At 71.3% G+C, this 21,325-nt stretch carries 13 protein-coding genes; 6 read left to right on the forward strand and 7 right to left on the reverse strand.

Translation table 11 applies throughout. The features are described from left to right. Window positions 1-28 precede the first annotated feature (28 nt). From ACWGKU_RS17200 to ACWGKU_RS17230, 7 genes are all read right to left on the reverse strand, one after another. Complete coding sequence (locus ACWGKU_RS17200) at window positions 29-802, reverse strand: thioesterase II family protein (protein WP_401054391.1); 774 nt, start codon at window positions 800-802, stop codon at window positions 29-31. Window positions 803-851: 49 nt separating this feature from the next. Continuing rightward, entirely contained in the window at window positions 852-2,609 is a 1,758-nt protein-coding gene (locus ACWGKU_RS17205; RefSeq protein WP_452178768.1) for an ABC transporter ATP-binding protein, read from the reverse strand. Next, the gene (locus ACWGKU_RS17210) at window positions 2,606-4,342 is read right to left on the reverse strand and encodes an ABC transporter transmembrane domain-containing protein (RefSeq protein WP_452178769.1); all 1,737 of its coding nucleotides are present in this window, start codon (window positions 4,340-4,342) and stop codon (window positions 2,606-2,608) included. The genes ACWGKU_RS17205 and ACWGKU_RS17210 overlap by 4 nt, the downstream gene beginning before the upstream one ends. A gap of 211 nt (window positions 4,343-4,553) precedes the next feature. After that, window positions 4,554-5,819 carry a condensation domain-containing protein gene (locus ACWGKU_RS17215; RefSeq protein ID WP_401052446.1) on the reverse strand — a complete coding sequence of 422 codons (1,266 nt, stop codon included), beginning with the start codon at window positions 5,817-5,819 and terminating at the stop codon, window positions 4,554-4,556. Between the two features lie 20 nt (window positions 5,820-5,839). After that, window positions 5,840-6,982, reverse strand: coding sequence for an acyl-CoA dehydrogenase family protein (locus tag ACWGKU_RS17220; RefSeq protein ID WP_452178770.1), 1,143 nt, complete (start codon window positions 6,980-6,982; stop codon window positions 5,840-5,842). A 76-nt stretch (window positions 6,983-7,058) separates the two neighbouring features. Continuing rightward, window positions 7,059-8,132 carry a threonine synthase gene (locus ACWGKU_RS17225; protein WP_452178771.1) on the reverse strand — a complete coding sequence of 358 codons (1,074 nt, stop codon included), beginning with the start codon at window positions 8,130-8,132 and terminating at the stop codon, window positions 7,059-7,061. Window positions 8,133-8,409: 277 nt separating this feature from the next. Then, the gene (locus ACWGKU_RS17230) at window positions 8,410-9,333 is read right to left on the reverse strand and encodes a TauD/TfdA dioxygenase family protein (protein ID WP_401044362.1); all 924 of its coding nucleotides are present in this window, start codon (window positions 9,331-9,333) and stop codon (window positions 8,410-8,412) included. 266 nt (window positions 9,334-9,599) lie between these two features. Here ACWGKU_RS17230 and ACWGKU_RS17235 point away from each other — a divergent pair, with 266 nt between their 5' ends. The 6 genes from ACWGKU_RS17235 to ACWGKU_RS17260 form a co-directional block, all read left to right on the forward strand. Then, window positions 9,600-9,863, forward strand: coding sequence for an acyl carrier protein (locus ACWGKU_RS17235; RefSeq protein ID WP_401044359.1), 264 nt, complete (start codon window positions 9,600-9,602; stop codon window positions 9,861-9,863). A 328-nt stretch (window positions 9,864-10,191) separates the two neighbouring features. Further along, complete coding sequence (locus tag ACWGKU_RS17240) at window positions 10,192-12,183, forward strand: carbamoyltransferase C-terminal domain-containing protein (protein ID WP_452178772.1); 1,992 nt, start codon at window positions 10,192-10,194, stop codon at window positions 12,181-12,183. A 263-nt stretch (window positions 12,184-12,446) separates the two neighbouring features. Then, window positions 12,447-13,055, forward strand: a complete 609-nt coding sequence (locus ACWGKU_RS17245; protein ID WP_401044355.1) for a class I SAM-dependent methyltransferase — start codon at window positions 12,447-12,449, stop codon at window positions 13,053-13,055. A gap of 65 nt (window positions 13,056-13,120) precedes the next feature. Then, window positions 13,121-15,661 (forward strand): non-ribosomal peptide synthetase, encoded by a 2,541-nt coding sequence (locus ACWGKU_RS17250; RefSeq protein WP_452178773.1) that lies wholly within the window; start codon window positions 13,121-13,123, stop codon window positions 15,659-15,661. Beyond that, window positions 15,654-20,270, forward strand: coding sequence for an SDR family NAD(P)-dependent oxidoreductase (locus tag ACWGKU_RS17255; RefSeq protein WP_452178774.1), 4,617 nt, complete (start codon window positions 15,654-15,656; stop codon window positions 20,268-20,270). The genes ACWGKU_RS17250 and ACWGKU_RS17255 overlap by 8 nt, the downstream gene beginning before the upstream one ends. Continuing rightward, on the forward strand, window positions 20,270-21,325 hold a 1,056-nt coding region (locus tag ACWGKU_RS17260; protein WP_452178775.1), incomplete at its 3' end, for a beta-ketoacyl synthase N-terminal-like domain-containing protein. The genes ACWGKU_RS17255 and ACWGKU_RS17260, both read left to right, overlap by 1 nt.

Here is a 21,325-nt window from a genome sequence, read left to right on the forward strand (position 1 = left end):
GCCCCCTGGGTTCGAAAAGAAGTACTGGTCAGTGGCCGACGGCCGGGAGCGCCCGGGACACGCTCCGGAGCACGGCCTCCCGCTCGTCGTTGAGGAAGAGGTGGCCGCCGGGGAAGACCTCCACCTCGGTCCGGCCGGTGGTCAGCTCGGCCCAGCCCTGGAGGTGCTCCTCGGCGACCCTGGGGTCCGCGTCGCCGCCGAAGGCCGAGACGGGGCAGGTGAGCAGCTCGCCCGGCCGGTAGACGTAGCCGGCGAACAGCGAGAGGTCGGCCCGGAAGGTCGGCAGGATGAAGGCGGCGAAGTCCGGGTTCTGCAGCAAGGTCTCCGGCGTGCCGTTGAGACGGCGGAGCTCGTTGATCAGCTCCTCGTCGGAGAGGTCGAGTTCGCTCGGCTTCCTGGATTCGTGGGCCGGTAGCGCGCGGCAGCCGGACACCGTGATCCGGACCGGCTCCAGTCCCTGCTCACGCTGCAGCCTGCGGGCGAGCTCCCAGCTGACGATGGCGCCCATGCTGTGCCCGAAGAAGGCGAACGGCCGGTCCAGGTACGGGAGCAGGGCGGGGAGGAGGACGTCCAGCAGCTCTTCCAGGTCCGCGATCGGCCGGTCGAAGAACCGGTCCTCGCGACCCGGTAGCTGCACGGCGTATGCCTCCACTCCTTCCGGGAGTCCGGCGCCCCACCCCCGGAAGACCGAGGCGCCTGCCCCGGCGTACGGGAAGCAGAAGAGCCGGAGGGCGCCGGGCTCGGTCCGGCCGGGAATCGGCCGGACCCAGCTCTGGGCGGTCTGCGGTGGTGCCGAGTGCATGGGGTTCCGCTCCTACTGGTCGGGAGGGGTAGGGAGGGCGGGGGCGCGCTCAGGCGCCGTGCCAGGACTTCCACAGCGCGGCGTATCCGCCGCCGGCCGCCAACAGCTCGTCGTGACTGCCCAATTCGGTCACCCGGCCGCCGTCCATGACCGCGACCCGGTCCGCGTCGTGGGCGGTGTGCAGGCGGTGGGCGATGGCGATCACGGTGCGTTCCTTGAGCACGGCCGCCAGCGAGCGCTCGGTGTGCCGGGCCGTGGTCGGGTCGAGCAGGGAGGTGGCCTCGTCCAGGATCAGCGTGTGCGGATCGGCCAGGACCACCCGGGCCAGGGCGAGTTGCTGGGCCTGCTGGGCGTTCAGACGGAGCCCGCCGGCGCCGAGTTCGGTGTCCAGCCCGTCCGACAGCTCGTCCACCCAGTCGATGTCGACGGCGGCCAGCACCGCGAGCAGGTCCTGGTCGGTCGCGGCGGGCGCGGCGATCAGGAGGTTGTCCCGGACGGTGCCGAGGAAGACGTGATGCTCCTGGGAGACCAGGACGACGTGTCGGCGCAGCTGGGCCGGGTCGAGCTCGGCGACGGGCACCTGCCCCACCGTCACCCGTCCGGTGCGGGGCGTCTCCGCCCCGGCCAGCAGCCGGCCCAGAGTGGACTTGCCGGCTCCGGACGGGCCGACGATCGCCAGCCGCTCGCCCGGACGGACGGTGAGGTCGACGCCGTGCAGGACGTCCCGCTCACCCTGGTAGGCGTACCGGACGTCGACCACGTCGATCCGGTCGTCCTCGGGCCGGCCGCCGCCGGTCACGGCCGGGGCGTCCACCTGGCCGACGCCCTCGACTCGGGCGAAGGAGGCGTTGCTGCGCTGGAGTTGGTCGAGCCAGAGCAGGACCTTGTCCAGCGGCTCGGAGAGCTTCCAGAAGTAGAGGGCGCAGGCGACCACCGCGCCGGTGGTGACCGCGCCGGTGTCGCGCAGGGCGGCGCCGAGCAGCAGGATGCCGGCGACCGGGGCGATGTACGAGAACTCGACCACGGGAAAGAGCACGGTGCGCAGGCTGAGGGTGTAGGTACGGGTGCCCCGGCAGCGCTCGACGGCCTCGGCCGTGGCGGCGATGCGGCGGTCCTGGAGGCCCAGGGCCTCGACGGTGCGGGCCCCCGTCGCGGTGGAGGTGAGGATCTCGATCAGCGCGGAGTTGGCGGCGCCTTCGGCGAGGTAACCCGTGTGTGCACGGCGCAGGTACCAGCGGGTGGCGAACCAGATCCCGGAGAGGCAGAGCAACCCGCAGATGCCGAGCAGCGGGTTGACCGCGAGCATGGCGACCAGGATCAGGAGGATCTGGACGAGCGCCACGGAGACCTCCGGCCCGGCGTCGCGCAAGGTGGAGCCGACGGTGGCGACGTCGGCGGTGCCGCGCGTCAGCAGGTCACCGACGCCGGCGCGTTCGGCCACCGAAGCGGGCAGGGCGAGGGAGCGGTCGACGAACCGCTCTCGGATCCGTGCCAGGGTCCGCTCGCCGAAGCGGTGGGCGGCGTAGCGGGCGAAGCGGCCGAGGAGCAGCTGCGCGAGCGCGAAGCAGAGGATGCCGAGGGCGAGTCGGTCGACGTGTCCGGTGCCGGCGCCGCCCCGGACGTCGTCGATGATCCGGCCCAGCAGCCAGGGGCCGCCCAGACCGGCGGCCGCGGCCAGTCCGTTGAGGGTCAGCGTCGCGGCGACGGCACGGCCGTCCTGCCTCATCAGGCGCACGGCGGCCCGGCGGACCTCGGCGGGACCGGCGATCGGGAGCCGTCCGGGGGCGGTCTCGGTCTGAGCGGTCATCGGACGGCCTCCTCGGCGGGCGTGGACTCGGTGGCGGTTTCGCCGCGAGCCACCAGCGCGCGGTAGCCGGGCTCTGTCGCGAGCAGTTCCTGGTGCGGGCCGGCCGCCGCCAGACGGCCGTCGACGAGGTAGCAGACGGTGTCGGCCTGCTCCAGGAGGACGGGGGAGGTCGAGGTGAGGGCGGTGGTGCGCCCGGTGCGCGCCCGGCGCAGCCCGGCGGCCATGGCGGCCTCGGTGTGGGCGTCCACGGCGGAGGTGGGCTCGACCAGCAGGAGCACCTCCGGGTCCGCCAGCAGGACACGGACCAGCCGCAGCCGCTGGCGCTGACCGCCGGAGAGGTTGCTGCCCTGGGCCTGGATCATGGTGTCCAGGCCATCGGGCAGTGCCTGCACGATGTCCTCCGCCGCGGCATCTCGGACGGCCTGGGCGATGGACGGGCCGGTGTGCTCGGACCGGCCGTCGACCACGGTGCGCAGCGTGCCGGAGAAGAAGTCGGCGTCGTTGTCCGCCACCACGATCCGCCTGCGGATCTCGGCCAGGGCGATCTCGGCGAGCGGCACGCCGCCCCAGGTCGCGGCGGATGCGCTGTACCGGCCGAGCCGGTCGACCACGGCCGCGGAATCGGCTGGGCGGGCGCTCACGATCGCGGTCAGCCGGCCCGGGGCCAGTTCCACACCGGTGTCGGCGTCGTGCAGGGCCGATGGCTCGTCATGGGCCGGCCGCAGTGTTGCGGCGTCTTCGAAGGCGGGCTTCAGGTCGAGCATCCGGACGACCCGTCGAGCCGCGACCAGACCCCTGGTGAGGTCGTATCCGCTCTCGATGAAGCTGGCGACCGGTACCACCAGGACGGCGACGTAGCCGTAGACGGCGACCAGCGTGCCGATCGTGATGGTGCCCTCGGCTGCCATCCGGGCGGCCAGCCAGGTCACCAGCGCGAGGAAGAGGGCGGGCAGGCCGACCGAGAGTGCTTGGATCCAGCTGGTCACGGCGCCGACCCGGTAGCCCTCGGCCTGCAGGTCCTGCGATCCGCGCAGGTAGCGGCCGGCCAGCATCTCCTTGCCGCCGATGCCGTTGAGTACGCGCATGCCGCCGATGATGTCCCCGAGCCGGGCGGTCAGCGCCCCCTGCTGCGCGCGGTACTTGGACTCCGCGCCCTGGAGGCGTTCCAGCAGCGGCCCGACGACGACCGCGAGCAACGGCACCCCCAGCAGGACCACGAGGGCGAGCGCGACGGAGACCGACAGCAGCAGCGCGGCCGCCACCAGGTACGCCACGACAGCGCCGACGCCCGGGCCGGTGATCGTCAGTGTCTGGCTCATCTGCGCGACGTCGCCCACGCCGATGCTGGCCACCTCGCCGGCCGTCACCTTGCGGGGCAGTTCGGCACCCAGCCGGGTGGAGTGCGCGACCACGACCTTGATGGTCCGGAAGGTGGCGTCCATCCGGACCCGCGTCATGATGCGGTGGCGCATGATGCCGAGCCATGCGTTGAGCAGCGCGGCGCCGATCAGTGCGGCCACCCAGCCGACCAGGACTCCGGTCTTCCCCCGCTGGAGCCCGTCGTCGATCGCACGCTGCATGAGGTACGGCGGCAGCAGGAGGCCGACCATCCAGAGGGTGCCGATCACCGCACCGCCCGTCACCCGTCGGCGCTGACTCATGGTCAGCCACCACAGGTAACGTGCGGCACTTCGGTGATCCGGGGTTCCCGGATCGGCATACGAATCCGTCATGAGTTAAATCCTAACCATCTTTCCTGGGCCTTATCCAGATTTTCCTTCCACCTCCCGACCGTCTGTGGCTATAGTCACCACGGACAGGAGGTGGTCATGATGAAGAAGCAGCTTCGAGGAATCTGTGCAGGCTTCTAGTACTGGCTCGACCAAGCCCAGGGATGCCGAAGTGCGGGGGGAAGAAGCGTTTCTCCCCGCATTCTTCCGCTCTTCAGAACATTCGCCAAGGATTATCCAGTGAAACTTCCGCCAGGGAGTTCTCGGACCCCTTGGACATATTGATGAGACCAGCCTCGATCGACGCCGCGAGAACGGCTGGGAGATTTCCGTCGAGATAATCGCGGCTCGCGCCCACTCCGATGAGAATTCCCTTCCCCGTGGCCACTGCCAGGTGGAAGTTCGGCCCTGACCGCTGGGTGGACGGACGCCACTCGATCCCGGTGCGCAGGGAGGACCCGGCGGCCGGCTCGGCGTCCACATCGCCGAGGAAGTTGTAGTGCTTGGCGAAGGCGGTGGGGTCCGTCTCCGGGAGGCCGGCCTCCCGGAGACTCTCCTTCAGCGCGTCGACGTCGTAGCAGCCGTTCATGTACGCCGTCATGGACTGGACGTAGCAGGCCCGCAGATACTCCAGCGGGTGGGCCTCCTCGTCGACCGTGACGGTCACCGGGGCGAACTGGTTGAGCGAGCCGACCAGCGGCGCCCACCGGGTGGTGAGCCGGTTGGCGGCCATCAGCGCGAAGGTCATCCGCTCGGTGCGCTTGAGCCGGGACAGCGCGAGCGCGCCGACGCCGAGCACCACCGACTGGACCGAGATCTTCAGCCGGTCGGAGAGCTCCTGTGCGGCGGCCAGTCCCTCCGGGCTGTAGAGCGACGCCCGGCGTCGCTCGGTGGCGTCCTCCGGATCCCGGTCCGCCGGGACGAGCCGGCTCCAGGCCTCGGTCCAGTGCCGGACGCTCCGGGTGCCCGGTTCCTCCTGCTGCTCCTGCGCCATTTCCAGCGGCTGCACCACCGGCCCGAGCGCCCCGCCCTCCAGGAGGACACCGAGTTGCTCCTCCAGCACCCGCAGCGCACCGTTGTCGGCCGCCACGTGGTGGATCACGGTGACCAGGTGGAGCGCATCCCCCTGGTGAGTGGTGACGAACGCGCGCCACGGCAACTCGGTCTCGATGTCGATCGGCTCGACGGCCGCCTCGGCACCCAGCCGCAGGGCCGCCGCGAAGCTGTCCTCGGCCAGCTCCAGCGCAGCCACCCGGGACGGGCGGTACGGGTGGACCGTCTGGGCCGGCGTCGGGCCGCTCAGGTCGTAGGTGGTCCGCAGCGACTCGTGTTTCTCCACCAACTGGAGCCAGGCGTCCATGACTTGGGCCGCGCCGAGACCGAACGGCACCTCCCAGACACTGACCAGATTGGCGACCGCCCGATGGTCGGGGCCGTGTGTCTCCAGCGAACGCAGGACCGACAGCTGACCGTATGTCACCGCCCCCGTCCGGAGCTCGCTCACAGCCGGGCCGCCCGGACGGCGAACTGACCGAGCATGGTCTGCTGGATCTGCGTCGTGCCCTCGATGATCTCCATCACCTTGGCGTCCCGGTAGTGACGCTGAACGGAAGCCTCCGCCCCGATGCCCTGGGCACCGTGGATCTGCACCGCGTCGGCGGCCGCCTTGACGGCGATCGTCGAGGTCCGGTACTTCGCCAGCAGGGTGTGGTTGACGGACTCCGTCTCCCCCCGCTCCTTGCTCACCCCGGCGTGGTAACAGAGCAGCCGGGCCGTGATGGTGTCGGTGAGCATGTCGGCCAGCAGCTGCTGGACCAGCTGGTGGTTGCGGATCTCGGTGCCGTACTGGGTGCGGCGGCCGGCGTACTCCGTCGAGGCCTCCAGACAGGTCTGAGCCAGACCGACCGAGCCCCAGGCGGTGCTGTAGCGGCCGAGGTCGAGGGCGCTGGAGGCGACGAAGGTGAGGCCGAGGCCGGGACGCCCGACCAGGTTGGCGGCCGGGATCCGGCAGTCGTCGAAGGTGATCCGGCCGAGCATCGAGCCGCGCAGGCCGAGCAGGCCCTCGATCGGCTCCACCGACAGGCCGGGAGTGTCCCGCTCCACCAGGAAGGCGGTGTGCTGCCCGTCGAACGTGGCGAAGACCAGGAAGAGGTCCGCGATCTGAGCGAAGCTGATCCACTTCTTGGTGCCGCGCAGGACGACATCGGCGCCGTCGGCCGTCGCCGTGGTCTCGACGGCGGCGGCGTCACTGCCGACGTCCGGCTCGGTCAGGGCGAAGGCCGCCAGCGTTCGGCCCGAGGTGATCCGGGGGAGCCACCGCTGCTTCTGCTCCTCCGTTCCCCACTTGTGGATCGAGTGGGCGACCATGTCCTCCACGGCCACGAGGTTACGGATCGACTGGCAGCCTCGGCCCAGTTCCTCGGTGAGCAGTCCGTATTCGACCCAGTCCATGCCGAGGCCGCCGAACTCCTTCGGGACGGGCGCGCCAAGGTAGCCCTGCCCGGCCAGGTCGGCGACGATCTCCCGGGAGACCACTTGCTCGCGGTCGCAGCGGTCCGCCTGCGGGACCAGGACACGGTCGGCGAAGGCACGGAACTCGGCGTGGCGCTCGGCCTGCTGCGGGGTGAGGTGACTGAGTATCAACGCATTCCTTGCGAACGTGAGGGCGGGCGCATCACTCCGGTGGGAGCGGTGGCATCCGGCTCGGAGAGGGGGAGGCTCAGCCGGCGGTGGCGGCGGCGAGGGCCGGTGCGGCGTCGGCGGCGGTGTACCGCTCACGGCCGGTCAGGTTGACCAGGACGACCTGGTCCGGGGTGATCCGCCGGGCCGCGGCCTCGTTGCGCAGCGCGGCAATGGTCGCGGCCGAGGAGTGGCAGACGTCCAGCCCCTCCAGCTCGCGGAGCATCGTACGGGCTTGGACCAGTTCGTCCTGGCTTACCGAGACGATGGAGCCACCACTCTCGGTGGCGATGTCCCGCATGTAGGGATAGGTGGCCCGGCCGTCGCCGAGCAGGATGGCCCGGGCCAGACCTGTCGGGTGCTCGATGACGTCGTCCTCGGTGAGCTCGGCCCGTCCCTCCCGCCAGGCCACGGCCATCGGCGCGCAGGTGTCCTGCTGGACCATCACGAAGCGGGGCGAGGAGGTGAGCCGGCCGCAGGCGAGGTACTCTGCCACGCCCTTGCGGACGGCCATCATCCCCATGCCGCTGCTGATGGCCTGGACGACGACGTCGGGCTTGTCGTCCATGGCGTCGAAGGCTTCCAGGTAGGTGAGCTTCAGGCCCTCGCGACGGGCCCAGTTGAAGAACCCGCCCTCCCAGACCAGCCCCTTCCGGGCTGCGAACTCCTGGGCCGCCCGGGTGGCTTGTGCGTAGGTGCCGTCCACCACGGTGAGGGACACCCGGTCGCCGGTCTCGATGTCGTGGTCGCCGGTGAAGTCACGGCCGCAGAAGAAGTGTGCCCGCATCGAGTGGTCCTTCTGCACGGCGCGGGCCAGGGCGGTGGAGCTGTTCCCGGTGCTGGAGGCGACGAACTCCTTGATCCCGAACTGCCGGAACACGGCCAGGACCACGGAGGCCAGCCGGTCCTTGGTGGTCCCGGTCGGCTGCTGGGACTCGTCCTTCACCCAGAGGCGGGGCAGACCGATGACCGCTCCGAGGCGCGAGGCCGGACGGCAGGGGGTCCGCACACTGATGTCGGCGTCGAGTAAGTGCTCGGATTCGACCGGAAGGAAGTCCAGGTAGGTCAGCTCAGGCCGGTCGCCGTCACGCTCGGCGACGTTCTCCAGGTTCATCCTGGGATCGAGCGCACCCGAACACCGGGGACATCGGAGCCGGAATTCCGGATCGGATTCCCAGCCGCAGTCGACGCATAACAGGCGGTACTTGGGTGACGCTTCGGCTTTTGCACAGTGGTCGACGACCGGCATTTTGCTTTTCCCCCACAGAAGTTACCGGAGAATGGACCGACTGGCCCGAATCTATGCCGGAGCCACGATGCCAGTACATCTACATATGACCGAGTTGACCTGCATGGACCACCTGATCGCCGTGGCGTCACGGCGCGGCCTCTCAGGCCAGCGCTTCGCACCGCTCTCCCATGAGGGCACGCGACACGAAGCCGTCGGGCCCGCGGGGCACGTCGCCGACGACGGTGGTGCGGTGCACGATCCGCTCCTCCTGGAACATCAGGCCGTCCACCGGACCGGCATGGGCCACGGCGCGGTTGTCCCACATGACGAGGGTGTCCTGCTCCCAGCGGACCCGGGCGTGGATCTCGTCCCGCCCGGCGAGCTCGTCGAGAAGGAAGTCCAGCAGGGCCGCGCTCTCGCGGGGCTTGAGACCGCGGATGGCCTGGAGGAAGACGGCGCTGACGAGCAGGCTGCGCGCACCGGTCTCGGGGTGCACCCGCACCAGCGGGTGCACGGCCGCGAAGGGGCCGGCCGGCTTGCCGTCGAAGCGGGGCGCCGCCGCCGGGACGTGTCGGGAGTGTATCGCCTGCAAGGTGTCGACGTACCCCCGGAGGGAGGACGACAACCCTTCGTAGAGCGCTTCCAGATTGGCGAAGAGAGTGTCGCCGCCGACCGGTGGAATCTCGACACCGCGCAGAATGGTGATGGCGTTCGGATTGACCACGAAGGTGCTGTCGACATGCCACTCGGTCCGCAGGCGTCGCGGTGTCGTTCCCTTCAGCGGATGACTGAGGCCGGCCTCGGCCTCGACCAGCGCCCGTCGCTCCTCCGACAGTGCGGTCCGCAACACGGCGGGGGCTTCGCTCAGACCGTTCACGATGGGATGTGCCGCAGTGGCACCACCCAGAGCATTGGTGAGTTCAACCTGTTGCGCGTCACTCATCGGCTGATTCCGGAAAACGAGAACTTTGTGACGCACCAGGGCCTCGCGAAGGCGGGCCACTACGGCCGGCGACAGCTCCGCCGCGAGATCGACGCCTTCCACCTCCGCGCCAGTGATAGGCGTGAGAGGCCGAAAAGTCATTTCTGACACCAGATCCCCCAGCGGTGTGTGCCTGTGCGATCAAACGTCGGCCACCCTACCCCAGGGCACCCACGTCCTGTCGAGCCTTCGACCAGGGAAAGCGCGCCGACTTGACAAACTGTTGCTTTACTACGCCCGTTTCACACCAATCTCGCCCACCTGACCCAACGCTACACAATCTGGACATCAACCATCTCCCAAGCAAAAAAAGAGACTTGACGATGTCTCAGCAACACCATAGGGTCAATTACCTGGATAGGCCTCGAATGCAAGAGATCTGGGAACACAAAATGTCGAACGCACAGTCCGACGACTTGATGTCGGTGATTTCCGAAGTATTCGCCCCCCTTGAAGTCGCGCTGGACAGCACTTTCGACGACCTCGGAGCCACCTCCGTGTCGCTGCTCCGCCTGATGGTCTCGATCCAGAGCACGTTCGACGTCGATCTGGACGTCGTCGACATGTTCACCGTGGCCAACGTCGGTGAACTGGTCCAGCTCGTCGAGGAGCGGGTCCCCGCTTCGAAGTAGTCCCGCCACGGACGGACCCGAGCGATCCCGTCGCTCGCCCCGGGGCCGGCGCACACACATGAGGACGCGGGGTCGGAGTCCGTCCCCGCCGTCCCCGTCCCGAGGCCTCGCAGAAGGTCGAAGTCCCCGTGCAGGCCGCCGCCGGAGTTCCGGCTCGAGGCCCGATCGCACCCGACCGGGACAGTCTGTCGCACCTGACGTCGCCGGTGGACACCGACGCCCGGCCGAGCCGGCCCTGGCAGCCTCGCGACCGCCTGCGCGGGCCGTTTACCAGGACCGTCCGGCCCGAAGAGCCAGCAGCCACTGTCCGACCGCCGAAAGAGACATCGTGACCGCGTACCCAGCCGCGAAGTACTTCCTGTCGAGCTACATCTCCCCGCCCGGCGGCTTATCCGTCATCGCACCGCGCCATGACCAGAACATCGCGCTCTGGCGCAGTCACGACTCGCGGGTCGAACTCGTCAGAGTATGGGAGCTCGAGCGCGTCAGCGGACAGAAGCACCACTTCTGGCCGCTCTTCACCGTCGACCGCTACAACAAGGTGCTGACCGAACTGCTCGCGGCCGAGGGGCTCTCCCCGGAGGACGTGAGCCTGTCCTGGGGCACGCCCGGCCTGCCGCACCACGCCGACATCAAGCTGCCGGCGGGCACCGAGGACTTCCCGGTCCACAGCCTCGCCCACCTCTACAGCGGACTGCTCCTCGACTCCGAGGTGTTCCGCAGCGAGACCATCATCGGACTGGCCCTGGACGGCCGGCCCGACTTCGGCCTCGACCGGACGGGCAAGAAGTACTGGTACACCGGCTGCGTGTCGGCCAAGGGCGACGTCGACTTCGCTCCGGTCGAATCCCCGGCCCCGATTTATGACGCCGCGTCATCGGAGTTCGGCAGGGAGCCGGGCACCCTGATGGCCCTGGCGTCGGCCTGCCCCACCGAAATCGCCTTCGACACCGAGGCGGCGGTGCGGGAGCTGGAGCTGTTCGGAGGCCGACGAGTACCGCTGGTGGACACGCTTCCCTTCGTCCAGGCCGTGATTCGTGCGGCCGAGTCCCAGTTGCCGTCCATGGAGCTGGACAGCCGCTTCACCCACCAGGAGCACCTGCAGTCCGCGGTCATGAAGATCGTCCAGACGGCCTGCGAGCTCGTCATGGTGCGCAACGTCGACCGGCTGCTCGAGTCGGCAGGGGTGGACCCGCGCCAGGCGTACCTCTCCCTGAGCGGGGGCTTCGCCCTCAACTGTCCGACCAACTCCTTCCTCCTGCGCCGCTACGGGTTCAAGGGCCTGCTCACTCCGCCGAGCGCGAACGACTCCGGCCAGTCCCTCGGGATCGGCCTCCTCGGCCTCCTCGGCGAGGGACTGCTCCCGGGCGGTGGTTTCCGGCTCACGTCCGCCTACCACGGCTCCGAGCTCACCGACGTCGAGAGCGCGCTGCAGCACTTCGACGACTTCATCGAGGACGTCGAGGAATTCACCGAGGCCCGGTTCGTCGAGGATCTCTCCACCGGACCGCTGGTGTGGGCGGACGGAGCGGCCGAGATCGGTCCGCGCGCCCTGGGCCACCGGAGCATCCTCGCCGATCCCCGCTCACCCCGGTCGAAGGAGCTGCTGAACGACTGGAAGAGCCGACAGTGGTGGCGCCCCGTGGCCCCGATCGTCCTGGAGGAGTACAGCGGCGAGTGGTTCGAGGACCCCTGGCCCTCGCCCTACATGCTCGAGACGGCGTACGTGACCGAGTCCAAGCGCCGGCTGGTCCCGGCCATCCTCCATCTCGACGATTCGGCCCGGCGTCAGACCCTGTCCGCCGAGACCAACCCCCTGCTCCACCGGGCGATCGAAGCGTTCCGGCAAGCCACGGGGGTGCCGATGGTGTGCAACACCTCCCTGAACGACAAGGGTGAGCCGGTGGTGGACACGGCGGCCCAGGCCCTGAACTTCGCCATCCGCAAGGGCGCTGCCGTCGCCTACATCGCGGGCCGCCGCGTCCGGTTGCGCACGGAGGCCGCCGGCCGGAGCCCGGTTCCCACGCGTCGGCACGATCGTCGCGAGGAGCTCTTCGCGGGCCAGGAGCAGGACCGCGACGCGATCTGGGAGTCCTGGGTCGAGTCGGGCTACACCACCGCGGCCATGGTCCTGATGTCCCGCTCCCCCGAGCTGCGCGATCAGGCGTTGGCGAAGCCCGCCGTGGTCAACCAACTGGCCGAGGTCGCGAGCGCCCGCGACGCGAGCGGCACGCTGGCCCTCGCCGCGGCGAAGCACGCCCGGATGTTCGGCCCGGACGCCGTCTTCGACACCGAGTCCCAGGAAGGCGCGGCTTTCTGATGTGACATCAGTTCCCGTGCGCCGGGACGGGACGGATGTCACGCACGCACCGCCGGCTCCCAGGGTTCTCCCGGTCCGGAGGGTGACGGGGAACCGGGTGCCGCGCCCGCGGAAACCCTGGAACGGCCCTCCGGACCGTCCACCGCCCGACGGCCCTGGTCCGGCGGCGTCCCGCGCGCGCCCGGCACTCTCCCAACAGCCACCGTCCGGACGGCCGTGCCGTCATGACCGGCTTCGCTCCAGCAGTACGGAGGATCAACGCAGTGAACACGAAATCGCTCTGGGCGCACACCTCTGACATGGCTCACATGGGCGAGGAGTCCCGGGCCGGACACCCCTCGCACGCGGTCGTGACCGAGCGGATCGCGGCACTGCACGGCGAGGAACCGTTCGAACTGCTCGACTGCGGTGTCATCTCCGGGGTCACCTACCGCCACCTGCTGACGGCGGGCCTGGAGGTCGACTACACCGGCATCGACATCAACGAGGCCGCCATCGACGACTGCCGCGGGCTGCACCCCGAGGCGCGGTGGGAGCAGATGAGCGTCACCGACCTCACCTTCCCCGAAGGCTCGTTCGACGTGGTGAACTGCCGGCACGTGCTGGAGAGCCTGCCGTACTACGAGACCGCCGTCCGCGAACTGTTCCGGGTCTCCCGCCGCACCGTGGTGATCTGCATGTTCCAGGTGCCGCGGGAGACCGAGGTGCTGCTGCGGCGGGAGACGGCCGACGGCTACATCTGGCTCAACCGCTACGCCGCCGGCCCGTTCGAGGCGCTGCTGCACTCGCTCTCGGAGACGGTCGAGATCATCGACGTCCCCGCCGACCACCGCCGCAACCAGGTCTATCTCTGCACCAAGCGATCCGCGTAGCCGTGGCCCGTTCCGGCGAGACGGGTGACGTACGTCCTGCCCCCAGACTCCTCGAGGCAACCCTCATGACACTGCGCCACCCCGCACCTCCCGTGCCCGGCCCCGATGCCGAAGGGCGCCCCGCCGAGCTGCCCGCCGCCCCGGAGCTCCCGTTGGACCGGACGCCTCCGGCCCGGCGCGACCACCGGGCCGGCTCGGTCCCCCTCGTCGTCCCCGCCGGGGCGACCGCCGCCCTGCGGCACCTGGGTGAAGCCTGCGGAGGAGGGCTCCCGGCGGCGGCCTTCGCCCTCCACCTGGCCCTGCTGCACCGGTACGGCGGACAGACCGAGCTCGCGGTCGGGGTGACCAACGGCGCCGGGGTGACCACGCCGGTCCGCGTCGAGGCCGGCGGGAGCTTCCGGGACCTGGTCCGGCGGGCAGGCGCCGCGCTGGCGGCGGCCGAAGAGGTCCGCACCGGCGCGGCCGTCCACCTCTGGCCGGGTTTCTCCTTCCGGCCGGAACCGCGCGTCGCCCCCGAGACCACCCACTGCGACCTGGATCTCCAACTCTGCTACGTCGACGGCGAACTGACCGGTCAGCTGGTGTTCGCCACCGACGTCCTCGACCCGGCCACCGCCCGCCGCGCGGTGGACCACCTGCTGCGCCTGCTCGAAGGCGCGACGGCCGATCCGGACCGGTCGGTGGCCGAGCTGCCCCTGCTCACCGCCGGGGAGGAACGCGTCATCGAGGCGCTGAACGGCGTCCCGGGCGAGCCGACGGACGTGGGCTTCCACCGGCTCTTCGAGGAGCAGGCCGCCCGCACCCCCGGGGCGATCGCCGTCCGTTCCGAGGGCGCCGCCCTCAGCTACCGCGAACTCAACTCCCGGGCCAACCAGTTGGCCCACCTGCTGCGGGAGAGCGGGGTCGGCCCCGAGGTGACGGTGGGCCTCTGCGCCGATCGCGACGTACGGCTGATGGTGGCCGTGCTCGGCATCCTCAAGGCCGGCGGCGCGTACGTACCGGTGGACCCGAACGACCCGGTCGAGCGGCGGGACGGCATCCTCGCGGACGCGGCCGTGCGGATCGTGGTGGCGACGGCCCCGCTCGACACCGGACACCGGGTGGTCGAGCTCGACGCCGGGCTGACCGTGCTGGCCGGCCGGCCGGACGAGGACCCGCCGGCCGGGCACTCGGCCCCGGGGGACGCCGCGTACCTGCTCTACACCTCCGGCTCCACCGGCAAGCCCAAGGGCGTGGTGATCGAGCACCGCCAGCTCGTCGGCTACACCCGCGCCGTCGTCCGGCGGCTCGGCATCGACGGGCCGCTCAGCTACGCGATGGTGCAGCCGCTGACGGTGGACTCCAGCGTCACGGCCTTCGCCCCGCCGCTGTGCACGGGCGGCGAGGTCCAGCTGATCTCCCGTGACGTCGCGCTGGACGCGGAGAGACTGGCCGACTGGGTGCAGACCCGGGGGGTCGACTGCCTGAAGATCGCGCCCTCCCACCTCCGGGCCCTCCAGACCTCGCCGCGCTTCGCCGAGCTCCTGCCGCGCCGCCTGCTGGTCATCGGCGGCGAGGCCTCCGACTGGCGCTGGCTGCGCGCCCTCCAGCGCCTCGTCCCGCACTGCCGGGTCTTCAACCACTACGGTCCGACCGAGACCACCGTCGGTGTGCTGACCCTCGCCGTGGCCGACCACCCGGAGGCGGAGTGGGAGACCGCGCCGATCGGCGTTCCGCTCCCGGGCACCCGGGCCCACGTGGTGGACCCCGCGGGCCGTCCCACGCCCGTCGGCGTCGCCGGAGAGCTGCTGATCGGCGGCGACAACCTCGCCCGCGGCTACCACCTCCGGGACGACCTCACCGCGGCGGCCTTCGTCCCGGACACCCTCGGCGGCGGGCCGGGCTCCCGCCTCTACCGCACCGGCGACATCGTCCGCCGCCTGGCCGACGGGACGATCGCCTTCCTCGGCCGGCGCGACGACCAGATCAAGGTCCGCGGCTTCCGGGTCGCCCTGGGCGAGATCGAGGCCGGCCTGAAGAGCCACCCCGAGGTGCGCCACGCCATCGCCGTCGTCCGCGAGGACGTCCCCGGCGACCGCCGGGTGGTCGCCTACATCGAGCCGCACGGCCCCGGGTTCAGCACCGCCGGGCTGGAGCGCCACCTGCGGGAGCGGCTCTCCCCGCACATGGTGCCGCAGGCGATGGTGACGCTGGACCGGCTGCCGCTCTCCGGGCACGGCAAGGTCGACCGCGGCAGGCTGCCCCGGCCCGCCGAACCCGCCACCGCGCCGCTGCCACCACGGAACGAACTGGAACGACTGGTGGCGCAGGTGTGGCAGGAGGTCCTCCACACCGAGGCGGTCGGCACCGACCAGAACTTCTTCGACATCGGCGGGCACTCCCTGCTCATGGTCGGGCTGCACCACCGGCTCCGGGCGACGACCGGCCGGGAGGTCGACCTGCTCGACCTGTTCCAGCACACCACCGTCCGGGCCCAGGCCGAGCTGCTCTCGCAGCAGAGGCAGGGGGTGGCACCGGCCGCCACCCGCGGCAGGAGCGCCCAGCAGAACGCCCTGCTGAAGCGCCGCCAGCAGCAGCTGCAAGCGAAGCGAGGTCACCATGAGTGAGTACTCCCCCGAGCTCGACCCCACCGTGGACGCCGAGCTGGACTCCGAACAGGCCGACGGCTTCTCCGAGTTCGACGACAGTCTGGACATCGCCATCGTCGGCATGGCCGGCCGCTTCCCCGGCGCCCGGACGGTCGAGGAGTACTGGAGCAACCTCAAGGCGGGCGTCTGCTCCGTCACCCGCTTCGAGGACGAGGAGCTCGCCGCCCGGGGCGTGGACGCCGCCACCCTGGCCGACCCGAACTTCGTCGGCGCGGGCTACCCGCTGGCGGACAGCGAGAAGTTCGACGCCGCCTTCTTCGGCTACTCCCCGCGCGAGGCCGAACTCATGGACCCGCAGCACCGGGTCCTGCTCGAATGCGCCTGGGCCGCCCTGGAGAGTTCCGGATACGACACCGATCGGCAGGACGGCCCGGTCGGCGTCTACGCGGGCGCGGGCAACAACACCTACCTGCTCTTCAACATCGCCTCCCAGCCCGGCGCCGCGCAGATCCTCGGCGACAAGCAGACGGTGATCGGCAACCGGCCGGACTTCCTCGCCAGCCGGGTCTCCTACAAGCTCGGCCTGGAGGGCCCCGCCCTCAACATCCAGTCCGCCTGCTCCACGTCACTGGTCGCCGTGGTCGAGGCGTGCCAGGCGCTGCTGGCCTACCAGTGCGACACCGCACTGGCCGGCGGCGTCGCCGTCGACGGGACCAGGAGCAAGGGCTACGTCTACCGCCCGGACGGCATCTTCTCGCCGGACGGCTACTGCCGCACCTTCGACGCCCGCGCCCAGGGGACGGTGGGCGGCGACGGCGTCGGGATGGTGGTGCTCAAGCGCCTCAAGGACGCGATCACCGACAACGACCACATCCACGCGGTCATCAAGGGCTCCGCGCTGAACAACGACGGCTCCCGCCGGGCCGGCTTCAGCGCGCCCAGCGCCGCCACCCAGTCCGCCGTCATCTCCACCGCGCTGGCGAACGCGGACGTGCCGGCCGAGAGCATCGCCTACATCGAGCTGCACGGGACGGCCACCATCCTGGGCGACCCGATCGAGTTCTCCGCACTCGCCTCGGCCTACTCCGGGGTCGGGGAGCGCAGGTGCGCCCTCGGCTCCGCCAAGACCAACATCGGCCACCTCGACTCGGCCGCCGGGGTCGCCGGCCTGATCAAGACCGTGCTGGCGGTGGAGCACGGGCAGCTGCCGCCCACCCTGCACTTCGAGCGGCCCAACCCGCGGATCGACCTGGCCGGCAGCCCGTTCTACGTCAACACCGAGCTGCTGCCCTGGCCCGAGGGCGACGGCCCGCGCCGCGCCGGGGTCAGCTCCTTCGGCCTCGGCGGCACCAACGCCCACGTCATCCTCGAACAGGCCCCGGAGCTGCCGCGCGAATCCCGGCAGGCCGACGGCGCCGAGCAGCTGCTGGTGCTCTCCGCGAAGAGCCCGGAGGCCCTGGAGGCGGCCACCGACCAGCTGCACGACCACCTCCGGGCGCACCCCGAACTCCCGCTGGCCGATGTCGCGTTCACCCTCCAGCAGGGCCGCCGGGCGTTCCCGTACCGACGGATGCTGGTGGCCGGCGGCACCGAGGAGGCGCTGGCGGCGCTCGACGCCCGCGACGACGGTCGGCTGCTCACCGCGACCGCGCCCGAGGCCCCGCACCGGCCGGTGGCCTTCATGTTCACCGGCTTCGGCTCCCAGTTCCCCGGCATGGCGCGCGAACTCTACGCCCAGGAGCCGGAGTTCAGGGCGGCGATGGACGAGTGCGCCGGACTGCTGGAGCCGCTGCTCGGCACGGACATCCGCGAACTCGTGTTCACCGTCGACGAGTCCGCGGACGCCGCCCCCGGGCAGCTCTTCGACTTCAGCAGGCTGCTGCTCCAGCCGGAGCGCAGCGAGCACCCGCTGGACCAGCCACGCCTCGGCTACCCCGCGGTGTTCGCCCTCGAGTACGCCCTGGTCAAGCTCTGGGCCGCCTGGGGGGTCGAGCCCGAGGTGATGATCGGTCACAGCCTGGGCGAGTACGTCGCGGCCTGTGCAGCCGGGGTCTTCTCGCTGCCCGACGCCCTGCGCCTGGTCGCGGAACGCGCCCGGCTGATCGAGGAGCAGGGCGAGGGCGCGATGCTCGCCGTGCCGCTCTCCGAGGAGGCCGTCGCACGGTACACCGACGCGGAGGTCTGCCTCGCCGCGATCAACGGCCCGCAGACCTGCGTGCTCTCCGGCACCGTCGAGGGCATCGAGCGGGTGGCCGGCGAACTGCTGGCCGCCGACATCGCCACCCGCCGGCTGACCACCCGCTTCGCCTTCCACTCCCCGATGATGGACCCGGTCGTCGAGCGCTACGCCGAACTGGTCCGCTCGGTCCGGCTGAACGCCCCGGCCGTGCCGTTCGTCTCCAACCTGACCGGCACCTGGATCACCGACGACGAGGCCACCAGCCCCGAGTACTGGGCCCGGCACGTGCGGGAGAGCGTGCGGTTCGCGGACGGCCTGGCCACCCTGTGGTCCGTCCCGGACATCGCGATCGTCGAGATCGGCCCCGCGCCGGCCCTGACCCCCGGGGCCATCCAGCACCCCGCCGCCGCCGGCACCGACCGGGTCGTCCTCCCGTCCCTCCCCGGCGCCTTCCTCGGGCAGAGCGACCGCACCGCACTCCTGCGGGCCGCCGGACGCCTCTGGCTCGCCGGCCGGGAGCGCCCCTTCCCGGCCACGCCCGGCGCCCGGCGGGTCCCGCTCCCCTCCTACCCCTTCGAGCGGCGCACCTACTGGCTCGAACCCGGCACCGCCCAGCCCGGCAGCGGCTCGGCCCAGCAGCGGCGCGGCGACCTGCCCCAGTGGTTCTACACGCCGTCCTGGCAGCGGCTGGCCGGCGCACCGCAGCCCGCCGAGGTCGGCCTGGCCGACGAGCGCTGGCTCGTCTTCGCGGACGGGACCGGTGTCGGCCACCACCTCGCCGACCGCCTCGAAGGTCTCGGCGCCACCGTGCGCACGGTCTCACGGGGAGCCGGGTGGCACCGCAAGAGCGAGCGCGAGTACGTCCTCGACCCCGCCCGGCCGGAGCACTTCGGCCGACTCGCCGAGGCGCTGCGCGCCGAGGGGCCGCTGCCCGGTCGGGTGGTGCACTGCTGGAGCGTCGGCGACGACGCCGACCGGGCCACGGCGCCCGAGGACGTCCGGGCCCTGCTGCACCGCTCCTTCGACAGCCTGGTCCACTGGGTCCAGGCCACCGAGGCCGAGCTGATGACACGGCAGCAGCGCTGGGACGTGCTGTCCTCCGAGGTGCACGCCGTTCTCGGGGACGAGCCGCTCTGCCCGCCGAAGGCCACCGTCCAGGGCCTGTGCAAGGTGCTGCCGCAGGAGTACCCCTCGCTCAGCTGCGTCCACTTCGACCTCCGCCCCGAAGGCCCGCAGGCCGTACCCGGGCTGGTCGACCAGCTGCTGGCCGACCTCGCCGCCCCGCCCACCGAGCGCACCATCGCGCTGCGCGGTCGGCACCGCTGGGCGCCGACGTACGTGACCGGCGCGCCGCGCCCGCGGGGTGGGTCCCCGGTCCGCCCCGGCGGGGTGTACCTGGTCACCGGCGGCCTCGGGAAGATCGGCCTGCTGATGGCCCGTGCCCTCGCCGACCGGGCCGAGGTGCGCCTGGTGCTGCTCGGACGGACGGGTCTGCCGCCCCGGGAGAGCTGGGCCGATCCGCAGCACCCGGAAGCGGTCCGGTCCGCGATCCGTGCCGTCCAGGAGATCGAGGCGCTCGGCTCCGAGGTGCTGGTGACCGCCACGGACGTCTCCGACCGCACGGCCATGCTCGCCCTGAAGGAGCGCGTCCTGCGGGAGTTCGGCCCGATCGACGGCGTGCTGCACTGTGCCGGCACCACCGGTACGGCGGCCCACCGGGAGGTCGCGGTCCTGGGTGCGGAGGAGGCCTCCTGGCACTTCGGCCCCAAGCTCTACGGCACGCAGGTGCTGCACGAGGTACTGGCCGACCAGCAGGTGGACTTCGCCGTCATCTGCTCCTCGATCGCCTCGCTGCTCGGCGGGCTCGGCTTCGGGGCGTACGCCGCCGCGAACGCCGCGCTCGACGCCTTCGCCCAGCGGCACCACAGCACCTCCCTGCCCTGGACCAGCGTCAACTGGGAGGCCTGGCACTTCTCCCAGGAGGACCGAGCGAATTCCGAACTCGGCGCGGCAGTACGCGAGTTGGCACTCACCCCGGCCGAGGGCCGACAGGTGTTCGACGCCCTGCTCGACGCGGTTCCCCAAGCGCAGATCATCACCTCCACCGGTGATCTGACGCTGCGTCAGGAACTGTGGGCCGACCCGGTGGCCGAGGCGCCGGCCCCGGCCGCACGGCACGAACGCCCCAACCTGCGCAACCCGTTCGTCGCCCCGAACGGCGAGACCGAACACCGGGTGGCGGAGATCTGGCAGGAGCTGCTCGGCCTGGAGAGCGTCGGCGTCCAGGACAACTTCTTCGAACTGGGCGGTAGTTCACTGCTCGGCCTGCAGGTCGTCCACCGACTGCGTCAGGGGCTGGCGGTGGCCGTACCGCTGACCATCGTCTACGAGGGCCCCACCGTACGCACCCTCGGCGCGCTCATCGACAACCTCCGGGCGGCGCGGTGATGGCGGCGCGCGGCGGTGTCGCGATCATCGGGATGGCGGGACGCTTCCCCGGCGCGGGGGACCTGACCGAGTTCTGGTCGAACCTGCGCGACGGCGTCGAGTCGATCGTCGCCCTGACCGACGAGGAGCTGACGGCGGCCGGGGTGCCGCCCGAAGTCTTCGGGCAGCCGAACTATGTCAAGGCCGCGCCCGCCTTCGCCGGCAGCGACCTGTTCGATGCGGAGTTCTTCGGGTACACCGCCCGCGAGGCCGAGGTGATGGACCCGCAGCACCGGCTCTTCCTGGAGACGGCCTGGGCGGCGCTGGAGCACGCCGGCTACGACGCCGCCCGGTACGAGGGCAGCATCGGTGTCTTCGGTGGCGCGGGGGCCAACCGCTACGTCCAGCACGTCTACTCGCACCAGCAGATCGTGGACACCCTGGGCCAGACCCAGATCCTGGTGGCCAACGAACTCGCCTTCCTGGCCTCCCGGGTGTCGTACAAGCTGGACCTGAAGGGCCCCGCGGTCTCGCTGCGCGCCGCCTGCTCGACCGCGCTGGTCGCCGCCCACACCGCCTGCCGGAGCCTGCTCGCCGGGGAGTGCGACCTCGCCCTGGCGGGTGGCGTCCACGTCGACCCGAACCCGGGCAGCGGCTACCTGCACCAGGACGGGTCCTTCGTGTCCCCGGACGGGCACGTCCGCCCGTTCGACGCGGACGCCCGGGGCACGGTCTTCGGGACGGGTGTCGGTCTGGTCACGCTGAAGCGGCTGGAGGAGGCGCTGGCCGACGGCGACACCGTCCACGCCGTGATCAGGGGCTCGGCGATCAACAACGACGGCGCGGTGAAGGTCGGTTTCACCGCCCCGAGCGTCACCGGCCAGGCCGCGGTCATCTCCGCCGCGCTCGCCGGCGCGGGCCTCGCACCCACGGACATCGACTACGTCGAGGCGCACGGCACGGGCACCTCGCTGGGCGACCCGATCGAGGTGCAGGCGTTGTCACGGGCGTTCGGCGACACCGGGTCCTGGGCCCTCGGCTCGGTCAAGGGGAACGTCGGCCACCTCGACGCCGCC

The sequence above is a fragment of the Kitasatospora sp. NPDC054768 genome (genome assembly GCF_053612025.1).

Bases quoted from the DNA above. Each gene is read 5' to 3' on its own strand.
- ACWGKU_RS17235 (WP_401044359.1), top strand. From the start codon at position 9,600: ATGCAAGAGATCTGGGAACACAAAATGTCGAACGCACAGTCCGACGAC.
- ACWGKU_RS17255 (WP_452178774.1), top strand. From the start codon at position 15,654: ATGAGTGAGTACTCCCCCGAGCTCGACCCCACCGTGGACGCCGAGCTG.
- ACWGKU_RS17230 (WP_401044362.1), bottom strand. From the start codon at position 9,333: ATGACTTTTCGGCCTCTCACGCCTATCACTGGCGCGGAGGTGGAAGGC.
- ACWGKU_RS17205 (WP_452178768.1), bottom strand. From the start codon at position 2,609: ATGACCGCTCAGACCGAGACCGCCCCCGGACGGCTCCCGATCGCCGGT.
- ACWGKU_RS17225 (WP_452178771.1), bottom strand. From the start codon at position 8,132: ATGAACCTGGAGAACGTCGCCGAGCGTGACGGCGACCGGCCTGAGCTG.
- ACWGKU_RS17200 (WP_401054391.1), bottom strand. From the start codon at position 802: ATGCACTCGGCACCACCGCAGACCGCCCAGAGCTGGGTCCGGCCGATT.
- ACWGKU_RS17210 (WP_452178769.1), bottom strand. From the start codon at position 4,342: ATGACGGATTCGTATGCCGATCCGGGAACCCCGGATCACCGAAGTGCC.
- ACWGKU_RS17250 (WP_452178773.1), top strand. From the start codon at position 13,121: ATGACACTGCGCCACCCCGCACCTCCCGTGCCCGGCCCCGATGCCGAA.